The sequence below is a fragment of the Cupriavidus sp. 05N40 genome, assembly GCF_056397305.1.
Window position 1 is genome coordinate 27167 of the sequence record NZ_JBFTND010000015.1, and the last position, 24479, is coordinate 51645.

Genomic DNA, 24479 nt, shown 5'->3' on the forward strand with positions numbered 1-24479 from the left:
GGCTCAGTCGCGCGCCAGCCCTTCGGCCACCAGCGCCTCATGCACCCCGGGCCGCGCCGCCACGCGCGACAGGTAGGCCTGCAGCGCGGGATACGGGTTGAGTGGCATGTGCAGGATGCTGGCCCAGTTGACGATGGCAAAGCAGTACGCGTCCGCCACGCCGAACTGCTTGCCGGCGAGGTAGTCGCGCGTCGCCAGGTGGCGGTCCAGCTCGGCGAAGCGCAGCGCCAGCTTGGCCTTGCACGCTTCGCGCGTGCTGTCGGCGGTTTCCTTGTGCCACAGCCACGGGCTGAAGACCTTGTGCAGCTCGGTGGAGATCAGCGTGAGCCAGCCTGTCGCCTCCAGCCGCGCCTGCGTGCCGGCGGCCGGCAGCAGCGCGCTGGCCGGCGCGAGGTCCGCCACGTATTGCAGCAGCGAGGTGGCTTCGGTGTGGCGCGAGCCGTCGTCCAGTTGCAGCACCGGCACGTAGCCGCGCGGGCTGACCGCGTAGAAATCGGTGTTGCCATTCTCCGGCTCGGCCAGCTTGTGCGTGGCCAGGTCCACCCTGGCGAGCGTGAAAGGCAGGCCGGCTTCGCGCAGCGCGATATGGACGGCGAGCGAGCAGGCGCCGGGAGTGTAGTAGAGCTTCATCGGGTTTCCTTTGGGTCTTCGGGTTGCCTTCGGGTTTCTCAGGTTCTGGCGCCACAACTTGTCGCGACCGTGCAGGCAGTCTAGGATTGCGCATGTGCAATCGCAATGCGCGCGACTGCAAGTCATGACTGCAGGATTGCAATGGCGGTGCTTATGCCCACTCCCTATCAGCTGTCTTCCCCCGATCTCGACATCGTGCTGGCGCTGGTGCGCTGCTCGACCCTGGCCGAGGCCGGCCGCCGGCTCGGGCTCGATGCCTCCACCGTGTTCCGCGCCTTGCAGCGCATCGAAAAGGGCCTGGGCCGGCGCCTGTTCGAGCGCAGCCGCGCGGGCTACCTCGCCACCGAGCTGGCGCAGCAGTTCGCCCAGCACGCCGAGCGCATCGAGGCCGAGCTGGAAGCGGCCCGCGCGCATGCCTCGGTGACCGCGGGCACGGTGTCTGGGCTGGTGCGCATCACCACCACCGACACCGTGCTGCACGGCATGGTGCTGCCCGCGCTGGCGCCGCTCGGACGCGCCCATCCCGGGCTGAGCTTCGAGCTGATCGCCACCAACGAGCTGGTCAGCCTGACCCGGCGCGATGCCGACATCGCCGTGCGCGCCACGCGCCAGCCGCCCGACCACCTGATCGGCAGGCGCCTTGGTCCCCTGCGCGTGGCGGTGTTCGCCTCGCGCGACCTGCTCGCGGCGGCGGGCGTGAGCGTGCCGGAGGACGGCGCGGGCGTCGATCTCGCGGCGCTCGCCACCTTGCCCTGGGTCGCGCCCGACGAAGCCATGCCCGATCATCCTTCCGTGCGCTGGCGCCGCAAGCACCTGCCGCGCGTGGCGCCGCAGTACCGCGTCAACAGCATCGCCGGCGTGGTCGAGGCCATCGAAGGCGGGCTCGGCGCCGGCATCGTCTCGCTGATGATCGGGCGGCGCAGCGGCAAGCTGGTGGCACTCAGCGGCCCGCTCGACGAATGCGAGACCGACCTGTGGCTGCTGACCCATCCCGAATCGCGCCACCTGCGCCGCATTGCCACCGTGGTCAGCCACCTGGCGGAGCATGTGAGGCTGGACGAATAGGCGCCGCGCAGCGCAAGCCCTGCAGGCCTACGATGCCGCCACCGCGGCAGGAATGGCGCTGGCCAGGAAATCGTAGACGGTGCGGATGCGCGCGCTGCCGCGGATCTCGCGGTGCACGGTGAGCCAGACCGGTAGCGGCGGGATCGGCAGCGCCGGCAGCACGGTGCGCACGCGCGCATCGCCGGCGACGAGATAGCGCGCGGCGAAGCCCACCCCGAGGCCGGCGCGTATCGATTGCCACAGCACGATATCGTCGTCGCTGCGCACGCTGAACGCGTCGCGGGTGATCTCCAGGCCCGTGCCGCGCAGGCCGCGCACGATGGTGTCGTCGCGGTCGTAGCCGATCAGTTCGTGGCGCAGCAGGTCGCGCGCCGTGCGCGGCACGCCCTTGCGGCGCAGATAGTCTTCATGCGCGCAGGCGCACAGCGCCAGCGACGCAACCTTGCGCGCGATCAGCGAGGCCTGGCTGGGCCGCACCATGCGGATGGCAATGTCGGCCTCGCGCCGCAGCAGGTTGCTGACTTCGTTGGACGACACCACCTCGATGGCCAGTTGCGGCTCGCGCAGGCGCAGGTCCGCCAGCAGCGGCGGCAGCAGGTAGCTGGCCACCACGCGGCTGGCCGATACGCGTATGGTGCCGGCGATGCCCGCATCGCTGCCGGCCAGCGCGCGCGCCACCGCGTCGGCGCCTTCCTGCATGGCGCGCGCGTGTCCGGCAATGGCGCGCGCCGCATCGGTGGGCCGCAGGCCGTGGCCCGTGCGCTCGAACAGCGGCACGCCGAGCTGCGCCTCCAGTTGCGCCACATGGCGCCCGAGCGTGGGCTGGCTGCTGGCGAGCCGGCGCGCCGCGCCCAGCAGGCTGCCGCATTCCATCACCGCCAGGAAGGAGCGCATCAGCGTCCAGTCGAATTCATCCGCCACCCGGTTTGCTCCTTGAGCGATGCCGCGCCGCGCCCGGCGACGCTATTCAAAATTGCATTCGCGGATTGCGAAGTCATGCAATTGTGGAGTCATCGCACCCCGCGCACAATAGCCTGCATCGGACCCGGCGGGAGCACGATGCGACCGGCGCAACATGGAGAACGTCATGAGCAAGACCGTGCTGATCCTTGGCGCCAACGGCCGGCTGGGCCGGACCCTGGTGGACGCCTTCGCCGGTCCCGCCAGGTGCTGGCGCAGGCGCGCCGGCCGCTGGCGGGACCGGTGCCGCCGGCGGTGCGGGCGCTGGACTTCGACGTGACGCAGACCGCGCGACTGGCAGCGGCGGCGCACGGCGCCAGCGTGGTGATCAACGCGCTCAACCCGGCCTATACCGAATGGGCGCGGCACGCTGCCGCGCTGGCACGCGCCGCCGAGGAAGTGGCGCTGGCGCTCGACGCCCTGCTGATGTTTCCCGGCAATGTCTACAACTTTGGAGAATCGATGCCGCCGCTGCTGCGCCCGGACACCGCGCAGCGGCCCACCGCACGCAAGAGCAAGATCCGCCACGACATCGAGGCGGCCATGCGCGAACGCACGCCGGCGTTGCGCAGCGTGGTCATCCGCGCCGGCGATTATTTCGGCGGCCCGGGTCGCGGATCATGGATGGACCTGGCGATCGCCAGGTCGCTCGGCCAGGGCAAGGTGGTCTACCCGGGTCCGCGCGACCGCGCACATGCCTGGGCCTACCTGCCGGACCTGGCGCAGGCCTTTGTCGCCGTGGCCACGCGCCACGCGACGCTGCGCGGCCACACGGTGCTGCATTTCGCGGGGCATACCTTGACGGGCGACGAACTGGTGGCCGCGTTGGGCGATGCCGGCGGCCTGCGGCAGCCGCCGCGCGTGGGCGGCATGCCGTGGTGGCTGATCCGCGCCGGCGCCGCGCTGGTGCCGATGTGGCGCGAGCTTGCCGAGATGGCCTACCTGTGGAAGGTGCCGCATGCCATGGACGGCAGCGCGCTGGACGCGCTGGTGGGCGCGCTGCCGCGCACCCCGCTCAGGCAGGCACTGCGCACGAGCCTGGACCAGCTCGGCCTGCGCGCGGCGGCGTAGCGCAAGCGACGCGGGCTCAGTCCAGCATTGCCGCCAGCGTCGGCGGCAGTCCGCGGTTGGGCTTGCGCGGCGGGCGCGCGAAGCTGCCTTCGGTGGCGCCGGCCGGCGCCAGTGCGACCAGGCTTTCGCAATGCCGGATCGCGCTCGATACGCCGTCCACCACCGGCACCGGGATGCGGTCCTTGAGCGTGCGCGCCAGCCCCGCCAGCGGCGCGCCGGCCACGATGATCACGTCGGCGCCGTCCTCGCGCACGGCCTGCAGGCTCAGTTCTTCCAGCCGCGCGGCGTGGTCCTCCTGCACGCTGCCGATATCGCGCAGCGGTTGCTGCAGCGAACGCACGCTGGCCAGCCGCGAGGACAGGCCATTGGCCGCGACGCACTCGCGGTACCACGCCTCGATACGGTGCGAGATCGCGATGATGGAGAAGCGCTGCCCGAGCAGGCAGGCGCTGGCAAGCGCCGCTTCGGTCATGCCCACCACCGGCACATTGCACAACTCCTTCAGCCCCGCCAGGCCAGGATCGCCGAAGGCCGCCACCACCACGCCGTCGAACTGGCCCTGGTGCGCGGCGACTGCGCATGCGGTGGCGTAGCCGCCCACCAGCGCTTCGAAGCGCGTCTCGATATAGGCCACGCCGAACTGCGCCGTGGCCATCGCCAGGGCCGTGCCGGGCGACGCCGAGCGCGAAGCCTCCGCATGGATCAGCGACGTCACGCTCTCGGAGATATTCGGGTTCACAACAAGAATTCGCATGATGATGCTCGAACAGGGAATACGAAGATCCGACGCCGCCAGGGGCGTCGGCACGACCTCGGGTGCGCGGCCGGCGACGGCTCAGTCCAGCAGCGGCGCGCCGGCTTCGAGGAAGCGGCCGCGGCCGGGTTGCGGCTCGAGATAGACGCCGTCCTCGACCAGCATCTCGCCGCGCGACAGGCAATGCACCGGCCAGCCGGTCACCTCGATGCCTTCGTACGGTGTGTAGTCCACCGCGTGGTGCAAGGCGCTGTTGGCGATGCGCACCTTGCGTTGCGGATCCCACAGCGCGATATCCGCATCGGCCCCCACCGCGATCGTTCCCTTGCGCGGATACAGGCCGTACAGGCGCGCCGGCCGGTAGGAGGTGAGTTCGACGAACTGGTGCAGCGAGAGCTTGCCCCTGGCCACGCCGTCGAACAGCAGCGGCAGGCGCGTTTCGATGCCGGGCACGCCGTTGGGGATGTGGTCGAACGGCTGCGCCTGCCCGCCGAGCTTCTTGCCCTGCGGATCGTCGTAGCTGAACGGTGCGTGGTCCGAGGAAAACACGCTGAACACGCCGTTGACCAGCGCGCGCCATACCGCGGCCTGGTTCTCGGGGTCGCGCGGCGGCGGGCTGCACACGCACTTGGCGCCCTCGTAGCCATCGTCGCCCGGCAGGCCCATGTCCTCGGCGGTGAGGTACAGGTACTGCGGGCAGGTCTCGGCCAGGATCTGCAGTCCCCTGCCCTGTGCCCAGCGGATCTGCTCGATCGCTTCCTTGCCGGACACGTGCACGATCAGGATCGGCACGTCGACCAGTTCGGCGAAGGTGATGGCGCGGTGCGTGGCTTCGCGCTCGACCAGCGCCGGGCGCGCCATGCCGTGGAAGCGCGGCGAGATGCGCCCTTCCCCGACCAGCTTCTCGGTCAGCCACGAGATGCAGTCCGCGTTCTCGGCGTGCACCATCACCAGGGCATTGTTCTGCTTGGCCACGTCTAGCACATCGAGCATCTCGCGGTCGGAGAGCTTGAGGTCGTCGTAGGTCATGTAGACCTTGAACGAGGTGTAGCCCTGGCGGATCAGCGCGGGCAGTTCGTGCTGCAGCACGTGCGGGGTGGGATCGGCCACGATCAGGTGGAAGCCGTAGTCGGCCACGGCGCGGCCTTCGGCGCGGCGGTGGTAGTCGGCCACCGCGGCCTTGAGCGAGCCGCCCTTCTCCTGCGCCGCGAACGGGATCACGGTGGTGGTGCCGCCGCATACGGCGGCGCGCGTGCCGGTGAAGAAATCGTCGGCCATGCGCATGCCGTCGGGCATCGGCTGGTCGAGGTGGCAATGGCCGTCCACGCCGCCGGGCAGCGCGAGCAGGCCGCTCGCATCCAGTTCGCGCGCGCCGCGCGGCAGGCCGCTGCCGAGCATGGCGATGCGGCCGTCGCGCACGCCGATGTCGCAGGTGAAGCGGTCGGCGGCCGTGACCACGTCGGCGTTGCGGATGACCAGGTCGAGTGCGGTTTCCATGGTTTCTCCTGTCTTACTGGACTTCGGCGAACAGGCGACCCCATCCGCGCAGCTCGCGCGTATCCACGCCGGCCAGCCGCAGCGATTTCCACACGACGGTGGAGATGGTGTCGTAGACGGGGATGCCGGTCTCGGCTTCCAGTTCCTGCGCCAGGTGCGCGGCGCGCAGATTGGTGCAGAACGTGGTGATGGCRGCGGGCTTGTGCTGCGCCACTTCGCGCACCATGCGGCGGATGGTGTCCTCCTCGACCTCGGCGAAGCTGTAGTTCACGTGCAGGTCCAGGTGCCGCTCGGCGGTGCAGCGCAGTCCGTGGCGCTCGTAGTTCTGCCTGATGCGCTGCTGCACGTCGTCGAGATACGGCGTGACCAGGCCAAAGTCCTGCGCGCCGGTCTTCTTCAGGATTTCGTTGAGCGCCAGCACCGAGGTGGTGGCGGGGATGCCGGTGGCTTCGGTGATCTGGCGGCACAGCGCTTCGTCCTTGTCGAAGCCGAGCCAGCCGGACGAGGTGCCGTTCCAGGCGATCACGTCGACGCGCGCGTCCGCCAGCAGCCTGGCCGCGCCGATGATCTTGTCGAGATCGAACTGGCCCAGCGCCTGGTCGCGCAGCGAGATCTCGGTGACGGTGAAGCGCGAGAAATGCGCGCTGACGTTGGGCAGGCCGCTCACCATCGCGCTGGTGATGGGTTCGAGCGCCGTGTTGGAGGACGGCGTGAGCATGCCGAGCAGGGTACGTTTGGTCATGTCGGGTTTTCGCTTCAGGAGTTGGCGCGGCCCTGGCGCGCGTCGATGCGGCGCGCCGGGCCAAGCTCGTTATCGTGGATGGATGGCGGGCGCGCTGCTCAGACCGGCAGCTTCTTCTCGTAGTCGATCGCGGTGGACGACAGCAGCAGGCCCACGCCGGCGGCGGCGAAGAACATCAGCGCCAGGAAGTAGGAGCCGGTGAACTGCACGATCATGCCGACGATGATGGGCACGGAGATGCCGCCGATATTGCCGCCCAGGTTCATGATGCCGCCCAGCACGCCCACCTTGTCGCGGGTGCCCAGGATCGACGGGATGCACCAGAACAGGCCGCACCAGCGCAGGAAGAACAGGGTGGAGGAGAGCAGCGCCACGACGACGACCGGGTCCTTCACGTAGGCCACGGAGAAGATCGAGACCGTGGCGACCACCGCGGCGATGCCGAACAGCGTGCGCATCACGCGGTTGGGCCTGCCGCCCGCGGCTTTCCACTTGTCGGCGATCCAGCCGCCGACCAGCTCGCCGACGAAGCCCGAGAAGAAGATGATGAAGCTGGCGCCGCCCATCTGCTTGATGTCGAAGCCGTGCACCTTGTTCAGGTAGTTCGGCATCCAGGTCAGCAGGCCGTAGAACACGCTGTTGAAGCACATCCAGCCGATCGCCATGCACCACACGGAGCGGTACTTGAAGAAGTCCAGCGAACGGCCCGACAGGTTGGCCGGCTCGGCGCGATGTTCGGCGGCCTGGGCCTCCTCGATATAGCGCGCTTCCAGTTCATTGACGCCACGATGCTCGCGCGGCGAGTTGCGCACGTAGTGCCAAGCCCACAGGCCGGCCAGCACGGTGCCTACGCCGGCCACGATGAAGGACAGCCGCCACGAGCCAAGCACGGTGATCAGCCACGTGATGATGACGGCACCGAGCGCGGCGCCCAGCGGCGCGCCGCCGTCGAGCAGGGTGGCGCCGCGGCCGCGTTCGTTCTGCGTCATCCAGATCGCGTTGAGCTTGCCGCCGGCCGGGTAGATCGGCGCTTCGGCCGCGCCCAGGCCCAGGCGGGTCAGCAGCAGCGAGGTGGCACTGGTGCAGAACGCCGCGGCCGCCTGGGACAGGCCCCAGAACACGGTGGCGATGGCGATCACGATGCGCGGCTTGTACTTGTCCGCCAGCATGCCGCCGGGGATCTGCATGAGCGCGTAGGTCCAGAAGAAGGAGCTGAGGATCAGGCCCTGCATGGTGGGGCTGAGGTCGAACTCCTTGGCGATCAGCGGCATCGCCACCGACAGCGACGCGCGGTCGATGTAGTTGATGGCGATGAGGAACAGCATCATCAGGAAAATCTTCCAGCGCACGGAGCTCTTCGTCTCCGTTAGCGCCGCGGCCCGGCTTGTCGTTTGCATGACGCGTGTCTCCTTTGAGGAATTTTAGAAGTCGTTCCGGAAAGCGTCCGGCGAGCGTGCCCGGCGCGTGGCCGGGGCTTGCTCCGCTGCTTTCCGAAACGACCTCCGAGGCGGTTTGAATTCGTGTGTCGCGCAACCGGCTGGAGTATAGGATACGTAATCTGTAATTACAACTCTTGTAAGTCGTTGATTTTATTATGATGCAAACGCACAATTTCGGTGTGTGATAGCCTTGTTGTGGTGCATGTTCCCCATCCCGGTGATGTCTGTGACTCAAACGCTGCCTAAATCCACGCGCCTGCGCACGCTCGGCATGTCGGCCGAAATTGCTGCCCGCCTGCGCACCATGATCGAAGAAGGGGAGATGCCGCCGGGTGCGCGCATCGACGAGCGCGCCTTCTGCGAGATGTTCGATGTCTCCAAGACGCCACTGCGCGAGGCGCTCAAGGTGCTGGTGTCGGAAGGGCTGGTGCTGCACCGGCAATACATCGGCTACCGCGTGGCGGCGCTGGACCTGGACGAACTGCGCGCCACCTTCGAGACGCTGCACGGGCTCGAGGCCACCGCCGGCGAACTCGCCGCGACGCGGCTGTCGGATGCCACGATGGCGCGCCTGGAGCGCAAGCACCAGGCCATGCTCGACGCGCACGCAGCGGGCCGGCGCACCGAGTACTTCCGCACCAACCAGGAGATCCACCAGCTCATCATCGACGGCGCCGCCAACCCGGTGCTGGCCGGCATCTACGCCATGCTGATGAGCAAGGTCCACCGCGCGCGCGGCGCCGCCAATGCGGATATGCTGCGCTGGCAGGAATCGCACGAGGAGCACGAGGCCATCATGTCCGCGCTGCGCGAACCCGGCCGCCCACGGCTGGCGCAGGTGCTGCGCGGGCATTCCGAGAACACCGCCAAAGAAGTCCTGACCGTGGTCGCGCGGACCCTGTCCGAGCCCGCGCACCGCTTAGCCACCGAAGCCAAGGGGAAACGATGAAACTAGTACGTGTAGGCAAGCCGGGCGCAGAACGTCCGGGACTGATCGACAAGGAAGGCCGCGTGCGCGACCTGTCCGGCGTGATCGACGGCGTGGGGCCGCAGCAACTGTCGGCCGAGGCGCTGGCCAGGCTGGCCGCGCTGGACCCGGCCACGCTGCCGGTGGTGCAGGGCGGGCGCTTCGGCGTGCCCTGGACCGGCATCGGCAAGATCGTGGCCATCGGCCTGAACTACGCCGACCACGCCGCCGAGGCCGGCATGCCGCTGCCGGCCGAGCCCATCGTCTTCCTCAAGGCCAACAGCTCGCTCAACGGCCCCGACGATGCGGTGATGCTGCCGCGCGGCTCCGAGAAGAGCGACTGGGAAGTGGAACTGGGCGTGGTGATCGGCACGGCCGCGCGCGACGTCTCGCGCGAGCAGGCGCTGTCCCACGTGGCCGGCTACTGCGTGGTCAACGATGTCTCCGAGCGCGAGTTCCAGCTCGAACGCGGCGGCACCTGGGACAAGGGCAAGGGCTGCGATACCTTCTGCCCGGTCGGCCCGTGGCTGGTCACGCGCGACGAAGTGGCCGACCCGCAGGCGCTCGGCCTGTGGCTGGACGTCAACGGCGAGCGCGTGCAGAAGGGCAGCACCGCCACCATGGTGTTCGACRTGGCCACGCTGGTGAGCTATGTCAGCCGCTTCATGACGCTGCATCCCGGCGACCTGATCTGCACCGGCACGCCGCCGGGCGTGGGCATGGGCTTCAAGCCGCCGCGCTTTCTCAAGGCTGGCGACACCATGCGGCTGGGCATCGACGGGCTGGGCGAGCAGACCCAGGCGGTGGTGGCGTACGCCAAGGGGTAAGCGTCACGCGAAGTGCGAGGAAAAGGCGGCCGGCAACGGCCGCTTTTTTTTKCGCCCGGGCTCCGCCCGGACGCGGCTTGTACCGCGGGCGATACCTGCCGGCACGAATGCGGCGAAGCGCGCAGAAGGCGGGGGACTGTGATCCCCGTCGCCGCGTCGAGTTCCCCCTGTGATCCCGGCGTGCGCGGACCGTCCCCCGTTCGCAACACTTGTTGCCCGATTTCGCTACAAAGGGTTAAACCGTTTGCGCTCAGTGCTTAGCGTGAAATACTGTTTTCTATACGCTTAGAAAAAACGAGCACTGCCATGTCAGAACACGCCCCCGAATTGATGGAGTCGTTGCTTTCAGACTCCCCCGCAAGTCCTTCTCTCAAGCCTTTTGCCTTCCGCCTTGCGCGCTTGTGCGAGCTGGCCGATACGGCCGACAGCCGCGCCGAGCTGGAAGCCATCCGTCACACCATCCACCAGCATCCGGAACTCGCCTTCGACGAAGTGCGCACCGCCGAACTGGTCGCCAGCCAGCTCGAGGGCTGGGGCTACGAGGTGACGCGCCATGTGGGCGGCACCGGCGTGGTCGGCCGCCTGCGCCAGGGCGACAGCCCGCGCACCGTCGGCGTGCGCGCCGACATGGATGCGCTGCCCATCCACGAGCGCACCGGCCTGCCTTATGCGAGCCTCAACGCCGGCAAGATGCACGCGTGCGGGCACGACGGCCACACCACCGTGCTGCTGGGCGCGGCGCGCCAACTGGCGCGCACGCGCAACTTCAACGGCACCGTGCACCTGATCTTCCAGCCCGCCGAGGAGATCGGCGCGGGCGGCGGCGCCGAGCGCATGCTGGCCGACGGCCTGTTCGAGCGCTTTCCGTGCGATGCGATCTTCGGCCTGCACAACCACCCGGGCGTGGAGGCCGGCACCTTCATGTTCCGCACCGGCCCCTTCATGGCCGCCTGCGATACGGTCTCCATCACCATCCGCGGCAAGGGCGGCCATGCCGCGCGCCCGCACCAGGCGATCGACCCGATCCTGGTGGCCGGCAGCCTGGTGATGGCGCTGCAGAGCATCGTGGCGCGCAATATCGACCCGAACGAAACCGCGGTGGTCACCATCGGCACGCTGCACGCCGGCCACGCGCCCAACGTGATCCCCGAAAGCGCCAAGCTGGAACTGAGCGTGCGCTCCTTCAGCCCGGACGTGCGCCRCACTCTGGAGGCGCGCATCACCAAACTGGTGACCTCCCACGTGGACGGCTACGGCGCCACCGTGGAGATTGACTACATCCGCGGCTACCCGGTACTGGTCAACAGCGAGCGCGAGACCGAGTTCGCGCGCCAGGTCGCCGAGGAACTGGTCGGCCCGGACAAGGTGGTGGGGCACTTCCCGCAGATCGCCGGCAGCGAGGACTTTGCCTATTTCCTGCAGCAGCGCCCGGGCTGCTTCGTGCGCATGGGCAATGGCGTGGGGCAGCCGCTGCTGCAYAACGCCGGCTACGACTTCAACGACGAGAAYCTGACSGTCGGCGCGGCGTACTGGACSCGGCTGGTGGAGCGGTATCTGGCCTGACGGCGGCATGTCCGGTGCCGGGGCGCTGGTCGGGGCGCGGTATCGGTGTCGGTATCGGTAGCGGCCCGGCCCGGCCTGGGCTGGCATCCCGGCGGCATTGCGCCGCGCGAGCTTTGACCGGTTTCGGCCAATTTCGCAATTAACGGCCGTACCTGCATCAGCGGCCGCCGGGAGCACAGCCGCAACCGCAACCGCAACCGCAACCGCAACCGCAACCGCAACCGCAACCGCAACCGCAACCGCAACCGCAACCGCAACCGCAGCCGCAGCCGCAACCGCAACCGCAGCCGCCTATCTGAAGAAGGTGCTCGGTGGCACGCCGAACTGCTTGCGGAACATCGTCGAGAACGCGCTCGGGCTGTCATAGCCCAGGTCCAGCGCCACATCCACCACCTTGGCCCCTGCGGCCAGCCCCTCCAGCGCCGCCAGCAGCCGGGCCTGCTGCCGCCATTGCCCGAACGTCATCCCGGTCTCGCGCGCGAACTTGCGCTGGATGGTCTTGGGGTCGAGGCCCAGCCGCCCGCCCCATTCCGCCAGCGTGAGCGCCGTATCCGGCGCGCCGACGATGGCATCGCAGATCTCGCGCAGGCCGGGATCGGCCGGGCGCGGCAGGTGCAGGGGCAGGGTGGGCACCAGCATCACTTCGTCCAGCAGCAGGCGCATCAGGCGGCCATCGCGCGATTCGGCCGCGTAGGGGGTGGGAATGTCGATGGCAGCGAGGATCAGTTCCCGCAGCAGCGGGCTGATGCCGAGCACGGTGCAGCGCGTGGGCAGGTTGGCGGCCGCGTCGGGCCGGATATAGGCGGTGCGCATGCGTACGTGGCCCACCATGCGGATCCAGTGCACGGTGCCGCCAGGCATCCACATGCCGCGCGTGGGCGGGACGATCCACTGGCCCTCGGCGGTGGCGACCACCATCACGCCGTGCACGGCGTGGATCAGCTGCGCGTGGGGATGCTGGTGCGGCTTGGTGACATGGCTCGGCAGGTAGTCGGCCGCCATGGCGGTGACGGGCATGGGGCCGCGGTCGTAGCGCAGGTAGGCCGGCGCGGCGCTGTAGGTGTCGGCGCGGTCTTCGGCGTGGGCCGGGACGAGGGGTGGTATGGCCGGTGCGCCACCTGTACGCGGGCGAGCGGGGGACGCGGCGCGGGGCGGGCGGGGAGGCTGGCCGGTGGCGGGACGTGGCATGTCCTTTTCTCCAAGGTTCCGGCCCTATTCTCGCAGGACAGGCGCAGTCGCGCCAATTAGCATGGCTGCCAGATTCCCGTATTGTTTTTCTTCCAGCCCCCGATTCCATCATGAGCAGCCGCATCGACACCGCGCCAGGCGGCGCGACCGCCTCGCCGCAGGGCCAGGCGCAGCCTCTACACAGTACCCAGTCCGCGGAGCGGACCGGTTTCCGCGTACTGTCGGCGATCAGCTTTTCGCATTTCCTCAACGACATGATCCAGTCGCTGATCCTGGCCATCTATCCGATGCTCAAGGGCGGCTTCAACCTTAGTTTCACGCAGATCGGCCTGCTGACGCTGACGTACCAGATCACGGCGTCGCTGCTGCAGCCGGTGGTCGGCCTGTACACCGACAAGCATCCCAAGCCGAAGTCGCTGCCGATCGGCATGGGCTTCACGCTGTGCGGCCTGTTRCTGCTGTCGGTGGCGCCCACTTACGGCGTGCTGCTGGTGGCGGCCGCGCTGGTGGGCACGGGTTCGTCGATCTTCCACCCGGAATCATCGCGGGTGGCGCGCATGGCCTCGGGTGGCCAGCACGGCCTGGCGCAGTCGATCTTCCAGGTCGGCGGCAATGCCGGCAGCGCGGCCGGGCCGCTGCTGGCGGCGTGGATCGTGCACCAGCAGAGCAGCGTGGCGTGGTTCTCGCTGGCCGCGCTGCTGGCGATCGCCGTGCTGTGGCAGATCGGCGGCTGGTACGGCCGCGAGCTGGCCCACACCGCGCGCAAGCGCAAGGCCGTCTCCACCGCCGCGCCGCTGCCGCGCAGCACCGTGGTGCGCGCCATGATCGTGCTGATGGTGCTGGTGTTCTCCAAGTACTTCTACATGGCGAGCCTGAACACCTACTACACCTTCTACCTGATGGAGCGCTTCGGCCTGGAGCGCCAGAGCGCGCAGATCTACCTGTTCGCCTTCCTGTTCGCGGTGGCGGCCGGCACCATCCTGGGCGGCCCGATCGGCGACCGCATCGGCCGCAAGCGCGTGATCTGGGCGTCGATCCTGGGCGTGGCGCCGTTCACGCTGATGCTGCCGCATGCCAACCTGTTCTGGACCGGCGTGCTGTCGTTCATCATCGGCTTTATCCTGGCCTCGGCGTTCTCGGCCATCCTGGTGTTCGCGCAGGAGCTGATCCCCGGCAAGGTGGGCATGGTGTCCGGCCTGTTCTTCGGCTTTGCCTTCGGCATGGGCGGCATCGGCGCCGCGGTGCTGGGCACGCTGGCGGACGCGCAAGGCATCCAGGCCGTCTACCGGCTGTGCGCCTTCCTGCCGCTGCTGGGGCTGCTGGCGGTCTTCCTGCCCGACCTGGGCGGGCGCAAGAAACCGGCCTGACGCTAGCCGGCCGGGGTCCGGTTCCCACCGGGCCGGCCGCTGCGTGGCCGACGCCACGCAGCGCGGGCTTCACTGCGCACGCTGCACTTCCTACACTGGCATGCGCATGCGCGGGGATACGGGCGGAGATTCGGGCCGGTCGTGCAGGTTGCACCCCGGCCGCACCGGTTGTCCTGCCGCGCTCCTGCCTGCGGGAGATGCAGGCGAGAAACGTGCCAGCCCCTTGCGGGGGCCGGCATCCGCGGCAAGGCCGGCGCGTGGACCGGCGCGCCGGCTCAGTTCCCGGTCTTGTCCTGCGAGACGTCCATGATCATGCGCGTCAGCAGGTACAGGCGCGGCGTGACCGAGTTGAGGTCGACGTATTCGGCGTCGTTCGAGTGCGCGCCGAAGCCGCGCAGGCCGAAGCGCTCGATCACCGGCGCCTTGGTGGCGGCCGCGGCGAAGGCGGCATCGGTGCCGCCGCCTTCGGCGGTGTCGTAGACCGCCAGCTTCTCGCCGATCTCGGCATACACGCCTTGCGCGTGGGCGGCCAGCTTGCGTGCCGCATCGGTGACCTCGAGCGGCGGGCGGCGGCGCTCGAACTTGACCTCGACCTTGGTGTCGTGGATCAGTTGCTTCTTGACGCGCTCCTGCAGCGTGCGCTCCAGGCCGTCGTAGTCGGCGGTGCGCAGCACGCGCACGTCGGCCTGCGCCGTGGCAATGGCGGGAATCACGTTGCGGTTGGAGCCGGCCGAGGAGATCGTCCAGTTCACCTTGAGACCGGTGTCCGGGTTGGACAGGTCGCGCATCTGCAGGATCTGGTGGGAGAGTTCGTACAGCGCGTTGCGGCCCTGCTCGGGCGAGCTGCCGGCGTGCGAGGACTTGCCGTGCACGGTCAGCGAGATCGCGCCGATGCCGCTGGTGGCCAGCGACAGGCGGTCGCCGGTCACGCGCGTGGCCTCGCACGAGAACACCGCGTCCTGCTGGCTGCCCATCTTGGTCAGCATGGCGCGCGCGCCCGGCGAGCTGATTTCCTCGTCGCCGTTGATCAGCACCGTCAGGGTGCCGTAGTCCTTGAAGCCCATCTTCTGCAGGATGGCCACGGTGTGCAGGATCACCGCCACGCCGTTCTTGTCGTCGGCGATGCCCAGGCCGTAGGCGCGCTCGCCGTCGATGCGGAACGGCTGCTGCGCCAGCATGCCGCGCAGGTAGACCGTGTCCATGTGGCCGATCAGCATGATGTTGCGCTTTCCCGTGCCCTTGAACTGCGCCATCACCATCTTGCCCACCTGCTTGGGCGTGTCTTCCATGCGGTAGACCTCGGTGGGCTCGATCAGCTTCGCGTCGCCGCCCATGGCCGAGAGCCGGTCGCGGATCAGCGTGGCGATGCGGTCCAGGCCTTCGATGTCCTTGCTGCCGGACTCGATCGAGACCAGGTCCTTGAGCGTGGCGATCAGCGCGGGCTTTTCCTGCTGCGACAACTGGTAGGCCGGCTCGACCGGCGCGGCCTGCGCGGCACCGGCGCAGAGGAGGGCGGCGAGCATGAGGGCGGGTGCGCTGGCGCGCGGGCGGAAATGCGGGGGCATGCGGGTGTCTCCGGAAATACGGTGGGGGGAAGGTGAAATGGATCGAAAGCGATGGAGGGCGATGGAAAGCGGTGGCGATGCGGTCAAAGGGCAGTGTGGATCGCAGGCTTCGTGCCAGTGCCGGCGCCGATGCGGCGGATACCCTATTCGCCGGGCGGCTCGAAGCCCTGCAGCCAGCGCCGCAGCAGGCCGGCGAGCTGCTTGCGCTCGGCGGCCGTGAGGCGCGCCAGCAGGCGGTGCTCGTTGGCCACGTGGACCTCCACCGCGTGGTCGATGCGGCCGCGGCCCTCGCCTGTCAGCTCGATCAGCAGCCCGCGCCTGTCGTCCGGATTCGGGCAGCGGCGCACCAGGCCGGCGCGTTCGAGATGGTCGATGCGGTTGGTCATGGTGCCCGAGGTGATCATCAGCGAGTCGATCAGCGCGCCCGGCGAGAGCGCATGGGGCGGTCCCGAGCGGCGCAGCGTGGCCAGCACGTCGAACTCCCAGCTGTTCAGGCCGACGGGCGCCAGCGCGGCTTCCACGGCGCGGTCGGTATGGCGCGCCAGGCGCCAGACACGGCCGATGATGCCCATCGGCGAGGCGTCGAGATCGGGGCGCTCGCGTGCCCACTGGGCGAGGATGCGGTCGACGCGGTCGCCGTCCGCGGCAGGGTCCGGCTCGCCCATGCTTGCGGGATGCAGCGCGGGCGCGTCTTCCTTGCCGGCGCTGCGAGGCGCGGCAGGGGGTGTGGCCTTGGGTTTGCCGCGGGTGGCCATGGGATGTGTATTGCGATTTGCGATTGATGCGGATGGCAAGAATCTTGACATCAAGCCTTTCACTTCGTAAAGTGGATTTTATCTTGATATCAAGATTCTTCTTGTGAAGAAGAGTTGCCACGGAGGCCAGCCGCATGAAGCCCGACGCACCGCCCCTTCCGATCACTCCGATCACTCCGATCACTCCGATAGCCCCGCCCGTCCCACCGGCGCAGGCGGCATCCCCCGCGGCGCCTGCCATGCCGGCACTCGCCGCGATTTCCCGGCAGGGGCGGGTACGCGCGGCCGACGTGCTGCTGACCGCTTCCGCCCCGCTGGTCTGGGGCAGCACCTACCTCATCACCAGCCAGTGGCTGCCGCCCGGCCAGCCACTGCTGTCCGGCGTCATCCGCGCGCTGCCGGCGGGGCTGGCCATGCTGGCCTGGGGCCGGCAACTGCCGTCCGGCGGCTGGTGGTGGAAGGCGGCGGTGCTGGGCGTGCTCAATATCGGCTTGTTCCAGGCCATGCTGTTTATCGCGGCCTATCGCCTGCCGGGCGGGGTGGCGGCCACCGTGGGCGCGATCCAGCCGCTGCTGGTGGTGGCGCTGGCATGGCTGCTGCTCGGCGCGCGGCCGCACCTGGCGGCGTGGCTGGCGGGGTTTGGCGGCATCGGCGGCGTGGCCCTGCTGGTGCTCGGGCCGGCCGCCAGGCTCGATGCGGTGGGCGTGGCGGCGGCAGCTGCCGGGGCGGTGTCGATGGCGCTCGGCACGGTGCTGGCCAAGCGCTGGCGCCCGCCGGTCTCGCCGCTGGTGCTGACCGCGTGGCAGCTGACCGCCGGCGCGCTGTTCCTGCTGCCCTTCGCACTGGCGTTCGAGACGCTGCCGGCACGGCTGACGCTGCCCAATGTGCTGGGCTACGCGTGGCTGTGCATCGCCGGCGCCGGTATCAGCTACGCGCTGTGGTTCCGCGGCATCGGGCGGCTGCCCACGGCGGCGGTGTCGGCGCTCGGCCTGCTGAGCCCRGTGAGCGCGACCGTGCTCGGCTTCGCGGTGCTCGGCCAGACCTTGAGCGCGGCGCAGATGGCGGGCGCGCTGCTGGTGCTGGCCAGCGTGTGGCTGGGCCAGCGCGCGCCGTCCGCGCAGCCGCGGTGAACGCGCCGGGATGAATGGCGCGCCGTTTTTGCGGCATCATGGCGGGCATGACGTCTGTTGTGCCTCCCCCCCTCCCTTCCCGGCCCCCGCCCGCGCGCCCCGCCCGGGCCGCCTGCGGCCACTGCCTGGCGCTGGCCGCGGATTCGCGCCGCCGCGAGCCGCACGAGCGCCTGGCGCTCAAGCACACCGCGCCGCTGGTAAGCCAGAGCGCCGCCGGCGTGCCATTCAGCATGCTTACCTTCACCTGCCGCGAGTGCGGCACCGTGTGGCACCTCTATGACCGCGCCAACGAGCTGTTCGTGTCGTGGGTGCCCGAATGTGCCCTGGTGGCGGGACCAGGCACGGGCGGTGACGCATCCCCGATCGGATAAACTCCGCCTTCGTCTCTTACCGTCCCTGCCGTTTCCCCGCCAATGTCCGTTTCCCGCCGATTTCCCTTGCTGGCCGCCGCGCCCGTGTTTGCCGCCGCCGTGGCGAGCCTGTCTGCCGTGCCCGCCCGCGCCGCCGACGCATATCCCTCGCGTCCGATCCGCCTGATCGTGGCCTACCCCACCGGCGGCATCAGCGACGCCGTGGCGCGCGCGCTCGGCGAGCGCCTGTCGGCGCAGATGGGCGGCTCGGTGGTGGTGGAGAACAAGGCCGGCGCCGGCGGCAGCATCGGCATCGACGCCGTGGCCAAGGCCGCGCCGGACGGCTACACGCTGGGCTTCGCCTCGACCAGCCCGCTCACGCTCAACCCGCACGTGGGCCACGTCAACTACGACCCGCAGCGCGATATCGCGCCGGTGATGAGCGTGATGTACTCGCCGGTGCTGCTGGTGGCCACCCAAAGCTTCGCCGGCAAGACTTTCCAGGACCTGCTGGCGCAGGCCAAGGCCCGGCCCGGCTCGGTGCGCTGGGCCACCTCCGGCCTCGGCACGGTCGGCCACGTGATGCTGGAGCAGGTCAAGTCCAGGGCCCAGGCCGACCTGACGCTGATTCCCTACAAGGGCGCGGGCCAGCAGATGAACGACGCGCTCGGCGGGCAGTTCGAGGTGATGAGCACCAACGCCAGCCCGGTGCTGACCCAGCACATGCAGGCTGGCCGCCTGCGTGCGCTGGCGGTGGGCGCGCCCAAGCGCATCGCCTCGATGGCCAATGTGCCGACACTGGCCGAGCTGGGCTATCCCAAGGCCAACCTGACCTCGACCTTCGGCATCTTCGCGCCGGCGCACACGCCGCCGGCCATCATCGCCAGGCTGAATACCGAGCTGAACAAGGCCCTGGCCGAGCCCGAGGTGCGCGAGCGCCTGCTCAAGGGCGGCGAGGTGCCCACCGGCGGCACCGCCGCGCAATTCGCCGCGGCAATCCGCGCTGAGTACGACGACAACGCCCGCATCGTGAAGGAAGCCGGCATCAAGGCCGAGTAAGCAGCCATATCGGGACGACCGGTCCTGGCGTCGTTGCGCGGCGCGCGGCATGCGCGTGCCGCCCGCGGCCGCGTGACTGGCCAGGACCGCCTCGCGCCGTCCCGGGCGCCCGCCGGGCGCGTCCGCTCAGCCCGGCTCGACCAGGTCGAGCCGGCAGCCGGTGGCGTAGACCGATGACAGCCGCACGCCATTGCGCGGCTCCAGCGCCAGCTTGGTGCGCACGCGCGACAGATGGCTGTCCAGCGTGCGCGACGCCGGCGGCATCGCACGCCGCCACACGGCCTGCTCGATGGTCTGGCGCAGCAGCAACTGCCCGGCATGCCGGAACAGCAGTGCCGCCAGCTCGAATTCCTTGGGCGCCAGCCTGACCTGGCGCTCGTTGACGAAGACGCGCCGCTCGGCCAGCGCCAGGCGGTAGGGCCCCAGCGTCAACTCGCTGCGGGCCTGCACCACCGGCACGCGGCGCAGCAGCGCCCGCACGCGCGCCGCCAGCTCCGCGCGGCGGACCGGCGCCGGCAGCACGGCATCGGCGCCGAGCGCAAAGCAGTCGGCGATATGCGCATCGCCGTCCTGAGCGCTCAGCAGCATCACCGGCAGTTCCTCGCCCAGGGTGCGCCGCACCCACAGCAGGACATCCCGCGCCGAGATGCCGGGGATCTCCCACGTCATCAGCAGCAGCGCGTAAGGCTCGCTGCGCAGCGCCTGCATCAGCGCGCCGCCCTCGCGAAAGCGCCGCGAATCATGCCCGCTCAGCGTGAGTGCCTGCTCCAGCAGGATGGCCCGGGCCGGATCGTCCTCCAGTACGGCGATTCGCATGCAGTCCTCTCCTCGTGGTGATGTGCGGTGATGGCCGCCGCCGCGGGCTTGCGCGGCGAAGGCCGTGCGGGAAATCTTAGCGTCGCCCCGGGGCGCGGCGGATGTGCCGGCGCGTTGCCCGCCGTCGAATGCGAAAACTCTCACGTGCCCGCGCGCGGCCGGGGCATCTAATTCCGGAAGCCCCGCATCGTCGGGTCGTCCCCCGGGGTGAAATCCCCCCGAAACAACGCGAGACCGGCCAAATACCATGGGAATGAAGATCGCTTCACTGGAAGACCAGCCCGCCGAGGCAGCCCTGATCCGGCAGATCCTCGGCGAGGCGGGCCATGAGTGCATGACCTTCTCGCGCAGCCGCGAGATGCTGCTGCGCCTGCGCGAGGAAAACTTCGACCTGCTGCTGCTCGACTGGCACATGCCCGATCTCTCCGGCAAGGAGGTGCTGACCTGGGTGCGGGCCAACCTGGACCGCCGCGTGCCGGTGATGTTCGTGACCGGCCGCACGGCCGAGGAAGACATCGTCGACGGCCTCGCCACCGGCGCCGACGACTACATGCTCAAGCCGGTGCGGCGCGGCGAGCTGCTGGCGCGCACCGAGTCGCTGCTGCGGCGCGCCTATCCGGAGCCCGGCGGCGGTGGCGCGCGCGTCGCGCTGGCCGGCTACCTGTTCGATTGCGCCGCGCGCACGGTGGTCCACCGGGCCACGCCGCTCAGGCTTACGCCCAAGGAGTTCGACCTCGCCGTGCTGCTGTTCCGCAACGAAGGGCGCATCGTGTCGCGCGACCATATCGTGGCGGCGGTGTGGGGGCGCGAGATCTCGCCGCTGTCGCGCACCATCGATACCCACATGTCGCGCGTGCGCAGCAAGCTGGGCCTGACCCCGGAGCACGGGCTGCGCCTGCTGCCCGTCTACACGCATGGCTACCGGCTCGAACTGACGCCGGCGGCCGCATGATGGCCTGGCTGGGCCGGGAGGCCGTGCGCATGGCGCGCTGCCTGCTGGCGGCCGCGCACCGTCTCGAACGGCTCGGGGAGCTTGTCTCCGGGAGGGCGGGAGGCACGCCCGCAAAATCCGCGCAGGCCCGGTACGACGAAGCGGCGCAGGCATCCTGGCAGATCATCCGGCACGGCCTGTCGCACGACCTGCGCACGCCGCACAGCGCGATCCTGGCGCTCGTGGAGCTCAGGCTCGCTGCGCCGCCGCTGCTGACATCCGGGGAATTCGCCGCGCAGGCCGCCGGCTGCGCCAGGGCCTCGCTGCGCCTGGTCGACGATCTCGCGCGGCTGCTGCGCGAGCTGCAGCATGACTACCGCATGGAGCGGCTGGAGTGGAATGCGCTGGCGGGCCCGGCGGCGCAGGCGGCCTGGAACGCGGAACAGCCCGGCCGGCATATCGTGCTCTCGCCGCTGCCGCAGGAGGTTGCGGTGCATGGCGACCCTGCCATGCTGTCCGAACTGCTGCGCGTGCTGATGGCACTGTCGCTGGATGCCGCCCGCGAGGGCTCGCCGGCGCGGCTGCACCAGCGCATCTGCGGGGGCGTCTGCCGGCTGTCCGGGACGCGCATCGCCGAGGCCGGTGACGCTGGCGGTGCCGGTGCAGCGGATGCCGGTGCCATGCAGTTCTGCAAGCGGGTGCTGCTGCGCCACGGCGGCCTGCTGCGCACGGAAACCGACGCCTGGCATATCGAGCTGCCCATGCTGCCGTAGAAAGCAAGAAAGCCCCCGAAGGGGCTTTCTTGCGGTCTGAAGCGCCCCCGCGTGGGCGGGGACGTGCCCGTGAAGGCGATCAGATCAAGCGCAATCAGAAAATGTGGCGGATACCGACAGCTGCGCCGGTCTGATTGTTCTTGCCCGGCAGTTCGGTCTTCGTGCCGCCGGTCAGCTTGTTGTAGTCCACGGTGCCGTAGACCTGGGTGCGCTTGGACAGCGAGTACTCGGCCAGCAGCACGCCGGTGTAGCGGTTGCCCGAACTGTTGGCAACGCCGTTCACGTCCTTGACGTGATCGCCGTAGAACACGCCGGTCAGCGCCAGCGCCGGGGAGACCTGATAGGTCATGCCGAGGTAGCCGATGATGTCCTTGCGCGGGTTGGCAGTGAAGTTGCCGGCCGGCACCGCGTTGATGGAGCCGGCAGCGAGTGCGTCGCCGTTCAGGCTGGCGTCGACCGAACCGGTACGGTCCTTGCCGCCAACGTAGCCGAGGAACACCTTGGCTGCGCCGAAACTGTACTTACCGGCTGCGCCCCACATTTGCTGCTTGTTGCCGTTGGCGTCGCGGGTTTCCTGGTACACGCCGCCGATACCGAACGGACCGAAGGCGTACGCAGCGCGCGTGCCCCAGTATTGCGACGTCGTGAAGCTGCCTGCCTTTTCACCGAAGCCGTAGCTGGCGCCCACGTTCAGGCCGCCGAACTTGCCGTCGTAGCTGACGACGTTGTCGTTACGGAAGTTGGTCAGGAAGAACGGCCAGGCGTTGCCCGTGTAGTTGCCGATGGTCAGCGGGTCGAAGTCGCCGAACAGCGTAAAGCCTTCGGTGTACTGGCGGCCCAGCTTGATGGTGCCGAAATCGCCGGCCAGGCCGACGTAGGCTTGACGGCCGAACAGGCGGTTGCTCTGGTTGGCGCGGCCGGTATCAGGATCGAAGCCGTTTTCCAGCTGGAAGATCGCCTTCAGGTTGTTACCCAGGGCTTCGCTGCCCTTGATACCCCAGCGGCTGTTGGTGATGGCGCCGTTGGTCAGCTGGAACAGGTTATCGTTGGCGCCGTTCGAGTTGCTGGTGTAGCGGATGCTCTGGTCAACGATACCGTACAGGGTGACGGAGGATTGTGCGTACGCGCTGCCGGCCAGCAGCGTGCCAATTGCAAGGGTCAGGGCTGATTTCTTCATAGTGCTCCTTTTCTGTTCTGTCGTGTCCGCGGCCGGATCGCGGCGGCGGACGAGTTTACGTTTCGTGTAAACGCCGCGAAAATTTAACAAAACAGAAAAGATTAAGACACTAATCAACGTTGCAGAACGCCCACAGACTTGCAAATGGTGCATAAAGCGTTGTGGCGCCGCGACAATTTCTCAATTTAGTGCGTCGCCGCATGACGTTGGCGCTACCTGTCAACCCTACCGCCAAAGGGGCGCGCGCAAGCCCCGGAGCGGCGCTTCGCCTAGCCCTGCGGGATCTCGATCTTGACTTCGAGGACCTCCAGGTTGTCCTGGCGCTCCAGGCTCACGCGCAGGTCCTGGTCACTGATTTTCACGTATTTCGAAATCACCGCGACCAGTTCGCGTTGCAGGGCGGGCAGATAGTCGGCCGGCGCCGAATGGCCGGTGCGTTCATGGGCGAGGATGATCTGGAGCCGCTCCTTGGCAACGGAGGCGGATTTCTTTTTCTCGCCGAGCAGGAAGGACAGAATCGACATGATGGCAGGCCCTCCTTACTTGTTGCCGAAGATGCGGGAGAGCAGCCCCGGCTTCTGGTAGTCGGTGAAACGCATCGGCTTGTCCTTGCCGAGGAAGCGGTCGACCACGTCGCCATAGGCGTCGGCCACGTCGCTGCCTTCCAGGTGGATGGCCGGCGTGCCCTGGTTGGRCGCATGCAGCACCGCTTCCGATTCCGGCACCACGCCGATCAGCTTGATGCGCAGGATCTCCTGGATATCGGTCAGCGACAGCATTTCGCCGCCATGCACGCGCTTCGGGTTGTAGCGCGTGATCAGCAGGTGTTCCTTGATCGGCTCGCCGCCTTCGCTGGCGCGCTTGGTCTTCGAGGCCAGGATGCCGAGGATGCGGTCAGAGTCTCGCACCGAGGAGACTTCCGGATTGGTCACGACCAGCGCTTCGTCGGCGAAATACATGGCCAGCAGGGCGCCCGACTCGATGCCGGCGGGCGAGTCGCACACGATGAACTCGAAGCCCATGTCGATCAGGCCGTTGATGACCTTCTCCACGCCTTCCTTGGTCAGGGCGTCCTTGTCACGCGTCTGCGAGGCCGGCAGGATGAACAGGTTCTCGCACTTCTTGTCCTTGATCAGGGCCTGGTTCAGGTTGGCTTCGCCCTGTACSACGTTGAYCAGGTCGTAGACCACGCGGCGCTCGCAMCCCATGATCAGGTCTAGGTTGCGCAGGCCGACGTCGAARTCGATCACGGCAGTCTTGTGGCCACGCAGGGCCAGGCCGGCAGAGAAGCTGGCGCTGGTGGTGGTCTTGCCTACGCCCCCCTTGCCGGAGGTCACAACGATGATTTTTGCCATGGCTCTTGGATCCAGTAATGGTTGAAGCTTGCGCTGCTGTGGTCGGTGCTCTGCGGCGGTGTTACTTCATCCGKAGCGGTTCGAGGATCAGTTTTTCCCCGGCCAGCCTTACCTGGGCGGGCTTGCCCAGCACATCGGCGGGCAAGGACAGTTCGCCGGTGCGGTAGATGCCGGCGATGGAAAGCAGTTCGGGCTCCAGGCAGGTGCAGAAGATGCGCGCCTGCGCGTCGCCCTTGACGCCCGCCAGCGCGCGGCCGCGCAGCGGGGCATAGATATGGATGTTGCCTTCGGCGATGACCTCGGCGCCGTAGCTGACCAGGTCGAGGATCACCACGTCGCCGGCGGCGTAGATCTGCTGGCCCGACCGCAGCGGCTTGTCGATCAGCAGGGTGGGCACGCTGCGCGCGGCGGCTTGCGCCACGGTGGCGGCCACCGCCTCGGCCGTAGCCGCCGCCGGGGCCGCCCCGGGAGCCGGCTCGGCCGGGGCTTGCGCCTGCC

General features: G+C 68.9%; 25 protein-coding genes. 11 read left to right on the top strand and 14 right to left on the bottom strand.

The window, feature by feature from the left end; genetic code table 11:
* Positions 1 to 3: 3 nt before the first annotated feature.
* Complete coding sequence (gstA, locus tag AC1DO7_RS05885; RefSeq protein ID WP_441650268.1) at positions 4 to 630, bottom strand: glutathione transferase GstA; 627 nt, start codon at positions 628 to 630, stop codon at positions 4 to 6.
* A gap of 153 nt (positions 631 to 783) precedes the next feature.
* On the opposite strand from gstA, the gene AC1DO7_RS05890 reads away from it, so the two are divergent.
* The gene (locus AC1DO7_RS05890) at positions 784 to 1695 is read left to right on the top strand and encodes a LysR family transcriptional regulator (RefSeq protein WP_441650269.1); all 912 of its coding nucleotides are present in this window, start codon (positions 784 to 786) and stop codon (positions 1693 to 1695) included.
* A 27-nt stretch (positions 1696 to 1722) separates the two neighbouring features.
* Here AC1DO7_RS05890 and AC1DO7_RS05895 read toward each other — a convergent pair whose 3' ends face one another.
* Positions 1723 to 2616, bottom strand: coding sequence for a LysR family transcriptional regulator (locus AC1DO7_RS05895; protein WP_441650270.1), 894 nt, complete (start codon positions 2614 to 2616; stop codon positions 1723 to 1725).
* A 246-nt stretch (positions 2617 to 2862) separates the two neighbouring features.
* On the opposite strand from AC1DO7_RS05895, the gene AC1DO7_RS05900 reads away from it, so the two are divergent.
* Entirely contained in the window at positions 2863 to 3726 is an 864-nt protein-coding gene (locus tag AC1DO7_RS05900) for a Rossmann-fold NAD(P)-binding domain-containing protein (protein ID WP_441650271.1), read from the top strand.
* Positions 3727 to 3742: 16 nt separating this feature from the next.
* Here AC1DO7_RS05900 and AC1DO7_RS05905 read toward each other — a convergent pair whose 3' ends face one another.
* From AC1DO7_RS05905 to AC1DO7_RS05920, 4 genes are all read right to left on the bottom strand, one after another.
* Positions 3743 to 4480 carry an aspartate/glutamate racemase family protein gene (locus tag AC1DO7_RS05905; protein ID WP_441650272.1) on the bottom strand — a complete coding sequence of 246 codons (738 nt, stop codon included), beginning with the start codon at positions 4478 to 4480 and terminating at the stop codon, positions 3743 to 3745.
* An 81-nt stretch (positions 4481 to 4561) separates the two neighbouring features.
* Entirely contained in the window at positions 4562 to 5977 is a 1416-nt protein-coding gene (gene hydA, locus AC1DO7_RS05910; protein WP_441650273.1) for a dihydropyrimidinase, read from the bottom strand.
* Between the two features lie 13 nt (positions 5978 to 5990).
* Positions 5991 to 6719 (bottom strand): maleate cis-trans isomerase family protein, encoded by a 729-nt coding sequence (locus AC1DO7_RS05915; RefSeq protein ID WP_441620071.1) that lies wholly within the window; start codon positions 6717 to 6719, stop codon positions 5991 to 5993.
* A gap of 98 nt (positions 6720 to 6817) precedes the next feature.
* Positions 6818 to 8116 (bottom strand): MFS transporter, encoded by a 1299-nt coding sequence (locus AC1DO7_RS05920; protein WP_441650274.1) that lies wholly within the window; start codon positions 8114 to 8116, stop codon positions 6818 to 6820.
* A gap of 262 nt (positions 8117 to 8378) precedes the next feature.
* Between AC1DO7_RS05920 and AC1DO7_RS05925 the strand changes: the two genes are divergently transcribed.
* The 3 genes from AC1DO7_RS05925 (at position 8379) to AC1DO7_RS05935 (ending at position 11515) form a co-directional block, all read left to right on the top strand.
* On the top strand, positions 8379 to 9107 hold the full coding sequence (locus tag AC1DO7_RS05925) for a GntR family transcriptional regulator (protein WP_441650275.1): 729 nt from the start codon (positions 8379 to 8381) through the stop codon (positions 9105 to 9107).
* Positions 9104 to 9952 (top strand): fumarylacetoacetate hydrolase family protein, encoded by an 849-nt coding sequence (locus AC1DO7_RS05930; RefSeq protein WP_477115878.1) that lies wholly within the window; start codon positions 9104 to 9106, stop codon positions 9950 to 9952. Before AC1DO7_RS05925 ends, AC1DO7_RS05930 begins: the two co-directional genes overlap by 4 nt.
* Positions 9953 to 10258: 306 nt before the next feature.
* The gene (locus AC1DO7_RS05935) at positions 10259 to 11515 is read left to right on the top strand and encodes a M20 aminoacylase family protein (RefSeq protein ID WP_477115879.1); all 1257 of its coding nucleotides are present in this window, start codon (positions 10259 to 10261) and stop codon (positions 11513 to 11515) included.
* Between the two features lie 291 nt (positions 11516 to 11806).
* Here the strand turns inward: AC1DO7_RS05935 and AC1DO7_RS05940 are convergent, their stop codons facing one another.
* Complete coding sequence (locus AC1DO7_RS05940; RefSeq protein ID WP_441650277.1) at positions 11807 to 12703, bottom strand: AraC family transcriptional regulator; 897 nt, start codon at positions 12701 to 12703, stop codon at positions 11807 to 11809.
* 110 nt (positions 12704 to 12813) lie between these two features.
* On the opposite strand from AC1DO7_RS05940, the gene AC1DO7_RS05945 reads away from it, so the two are divergent.
* Positions 12814 to 14070, top strand: coding sequence for an MFS transporter (locus tag AC1DO7_RS05945; protein ID WP_441620060.1), 1257 nt, complete (start codon positions 12814 to 12816; stop codon positions 14068 to 14070).
* 275 nt (positions 14071 to 14345) lie between these two features.
* On the opposite strand, the gene AC1DO7_RS05950 is transcribed toward AC1DO7_RS05945, so the two are convergent.
* The gene (locus tag AC1DO7_RS05950; protein WP_441620058.1) at positions 14346 to 15635 is read right to left on the bottom strand and encodes a M20/M25/M40 family metallo-hydrolase; all 1290 of its coding nucleotides are present in this window, start codon (positions 15633 to 15635) and stop codon (positions 14346 to 14348) included.
* A gap of 143 nt (positions 15636 to 15778) precedes the next feature.
* Positions 15779 to 16300, bottom strand: a complete 522-nt coding sequence (locus AC1DO7_RS05955) for a MarR family winged helix-turn-helix transcriptional regulator (protein WP_441650283.1) — start codon at positions 16298 to 16300, stop codon at positions 15779 to 15781.
* A gap of 329 nt (positions 16301 to 16629) precedes the next feature.
* Between AC1DO7_RS05955 and AC1DO7_RS05960 the strand changes: the two genes are divergently transcribed.
* From AC1DO7_RS05960 to AC1DO7_RS05970, 3 genes are read left to right on the top strand one after another with little or no spacing between them, the layout of a single operon-like run.
* Positions 16630 to 17520 carry an EamA family transporter gene (locus AC1DO7_RS05960; protein WP_441650278.1) on the top strand — a complete coding sequence of 297 codons (891 nt, stop codon included), beginning with the start codon at positions 16630 to 16632 and terminating at the stop codon, positions 17518 to 17520.
* Between the two features lie 38 nt (positions 17521 to 17558).
* The gene (locus AC1DO7_RS05965; protein WP_441650284.1) at positions 17559 to 17891 is read left to right on the top strand and encodes a hypothetical protein; all 333 of its coding nucleotides are present in this window, start codon (positions 17559 to 17561) and stop codon (positions 17889 to 17891) included.
* A 42-nt stretch (positions 17892 to 17933) separates the two neighbouring features.
* Positions 17934 to 18929: a Bug family tripartite tricarboxylate transporter substrate binding protein gene (locus AC1DO7_RS05970; protein ID WP_441650279.1), complete on the top strand. Its 996-nt coding sequence runs from the start codon at positions 17934 to 17936 to the stop codon at positions 18927 to 18929.
* 126 nt (positions 18930 to 19055) lie between these two features.
* Here AC1DO7_RS05970 and AC1DO7_RS05975 read toward each other — a convergent pair whose 3' ends face one another.
* Complete coding sequence (locus AC1DO7_RS05975; protein ID WP_441650280.1) at positions 19056 to 19745, bottom strand: response regulator transcription factor; 690 nt, start codon at positions 19743 to 19745, stop codon at positions 19056 to 19058.
* 253 nt (positions 19746 to 19998) lie between these two features.
* Between AC1DO7_RS05975 and AC1DO7_RS05980 the strand changes: the two genes are divergently transcribed.
* Together AC1DO7_RS05980 and AC1DO7_RS05985 are read left to right on the top strand one after the other, a co-directional pair.
* Positions 19999 to 20697 carry a response regulator transcription factor gene (locus tag AC1DO7_RS05980; RefSeq protein WP_441650285.1) on the top strand — a complete coding sequence of 233 codons (699 nt, stop codon included), beginning with the start codon at positions 19999 to 20001 and terminating at the stop codon, positions 20695 to 20697.
* Positions 20694 to 21449, top strand: coding sequence for a histidine kinase (locus tag AC1DO7_RS05985; protein ID WP_441650281.1), 756 nt, complete (start codon positions 20694 to 20696; stop codon positions 21447 to 21449). The genes AC1DO7_RS05980 and AC1DO7_RS05985 overlap by 4 nt, the downstream gene beginning before the upstream one ends.
* Before the next feature lie 94 nt (positions 21450 to 21543).
* On the opposite strand, the gene AC1DO7_RS05990 is transcribed toward AC1DO7_RS05985, so the two are convergent.
* From AC1DO7_RS05990 to minC, 4 genes are all read right to left on the bottom strand, one after another.
* Positions 21544 to 22626 carry a porin gene (locus AC1DO7_RS05990; RefSeq protein WP_441620049.1) on the bottom strand — a complete coding sequence of 361 codons (1083 nt, stop codon included), beginning with the start codon at positions 22624 to 22626 and terminating at the stop codon, positions 21544 to 21546.
* Positions 22627 to 22895: 269 nt separating this feature from the next.
* On the bottom strand, positions 22896 to 23150 hold the full coding sequence (minE, locus tag AC1DO7_RS05995; protein WP_006164360.1) for a cell division topological specificity factor MinE: 255 nt from the start codon (positions 23148 to 23150) through the stop codon (positions 22896 to 22898).
* A 15-nt stretch (positions 23151 to 23165) separates the two neighbouring features.
* Entirely contained in the window at positions 23166 to 23981 is an 816-nt protein-coding gene (gene minD / locus AC1DO7_RS06000; protein ID WP_477115880.1) for a septum site-determining protein MinD, read from the bottom strand.
* A 61-nt stretch (positions 23982 to 24042) separates the two neighbouring features.
* Positions 24043 to 24479 (bottom strand): septum site-determining protein MinC (gene minC / locus AC1DO7_RS06005; RefSeq protein ID WP_477115881.1); only part of this gene is annotated, 437 nt, incomplete at its 5' end.

Excerpts from the sequence above, each read along its gene's own strand:
- AC1DO7_RS05955 (WP_441650283.1), bottom strand. The coding sequence starts at position 16,300 with ATGGGCGAGCCGGACCCTGCCGCGGACGGCGACCGCGTCGACCGCATC.
- AC1DO7_RS05890 (WP_441650269.1), top strand. The coding sequence starts at position 784 with ATGCCCACTCCCTATCAGCTGTCTTCCCCCGATCTCGACATCGTGCTG.
- AC1DO7_RS05980 (WP_441650285.1), top strand. The coding sequence starts at position 19,999 with ATGAAGATCGCTTCACTGGAAGACCAGCCCGCCGAGGCAGCCCTGATC.
- hydA (WP_441650273.1), bottom strand. The coding sequence starts at position 5,977 with ATGGAAACCGCACTCGACCTGGTCATCCGCAACGCCGACGTGGTCACG.
- AC1DO7_RS05925 (WP_441650275.1), top strand. The coding sequence starts at position 8,379 with ATGTCTGTGACTCAAACGCTGCCTAAATCCACGCGCCTGCGCACGCTC.
- AC1DO7_RS05985 (WP_441650281.1), top strand. The coding sequence starts at position 20,694 with ATGATGGCCTGGCTGGGCCGGGAGGCCGTGCGCATGGCGCGCTGCCTG.
- AC1DO7_RS05975 (WP_441650280.1), bottom strand. The coding sequence starts at position 19,745 with ATGCGAATCGCCGTACTGGAGGACGATCCGGCCCGGGCCATCCTGCTG.
- AC1DO7_RS05940 (WP_441650277.1), bottom strand. The coding sequence starts at position 12,703 with ATGCCACGTCCCGCCACCGGCCAGCCTCCCCGCCCGCCCCGCGCCGCG.
- AC1DO7_RS05950 (WP_441620058.1), bottom strand. The coding sequence starts at position 15,635 with ATGCCCCCGCATTTCCGCCCGCGCGCCAGCGCACCCGCCCTCATGCTC.
- AC1DO7_RS05970 (WP_441650279.1), top strand. The coding sequence starts at position 17,934 with ATGTCCGTTTCCCGCCGATTTCCCTTGCTGGCCGCCGCGCCCGTGTTT.
- gstA (WP_441650268.1), bottom strand. The coding sequence starts at position 630 with ATGAAGCTCTACTACACTCCCGGCGCCTGCTCGCTCGCCGTCCATATC.
- AC1DO7_RS05905 (WP_441650272.1), bottom strand. The coding sequence starts at position 4,480 with ATGCGAATTCTTGTTGTGAACCCGAATATCTCCGAGAGCGTGACGTCG.
- minE (WP_006164360.1), bottom strand. The coding sequence starts at position 23,150 with ATGTCGATTCTGTCCTTCCTGCTCGGCGAGAAAAAGAAATCCGCCTCC.
- AC1DO7_RS05920 (WP_441650274.1), bottom strand. The coding sequence starts at position 8,116 with ATGCAAACGACAAGCCGGGCCGCGGCGCTAACGGAGACGAAGAGCTCC.
- AC1DO7_RS05965 (WP_441650284.1), top strand. The coding sequence starts at position 17,559 with ATGGCGGGCATGACGTCTGTTGTGCCTCCCCCCCTCCCTTCCCGGCCC.
- AC1DO7_RS05990 (WP_441620049.1), bottom strand. The coding sequence starts at position 22,626 with ATGAAGAAATCAGCCCTGACCCTTGCAATTGGCACGCTGCTGGCCGGC.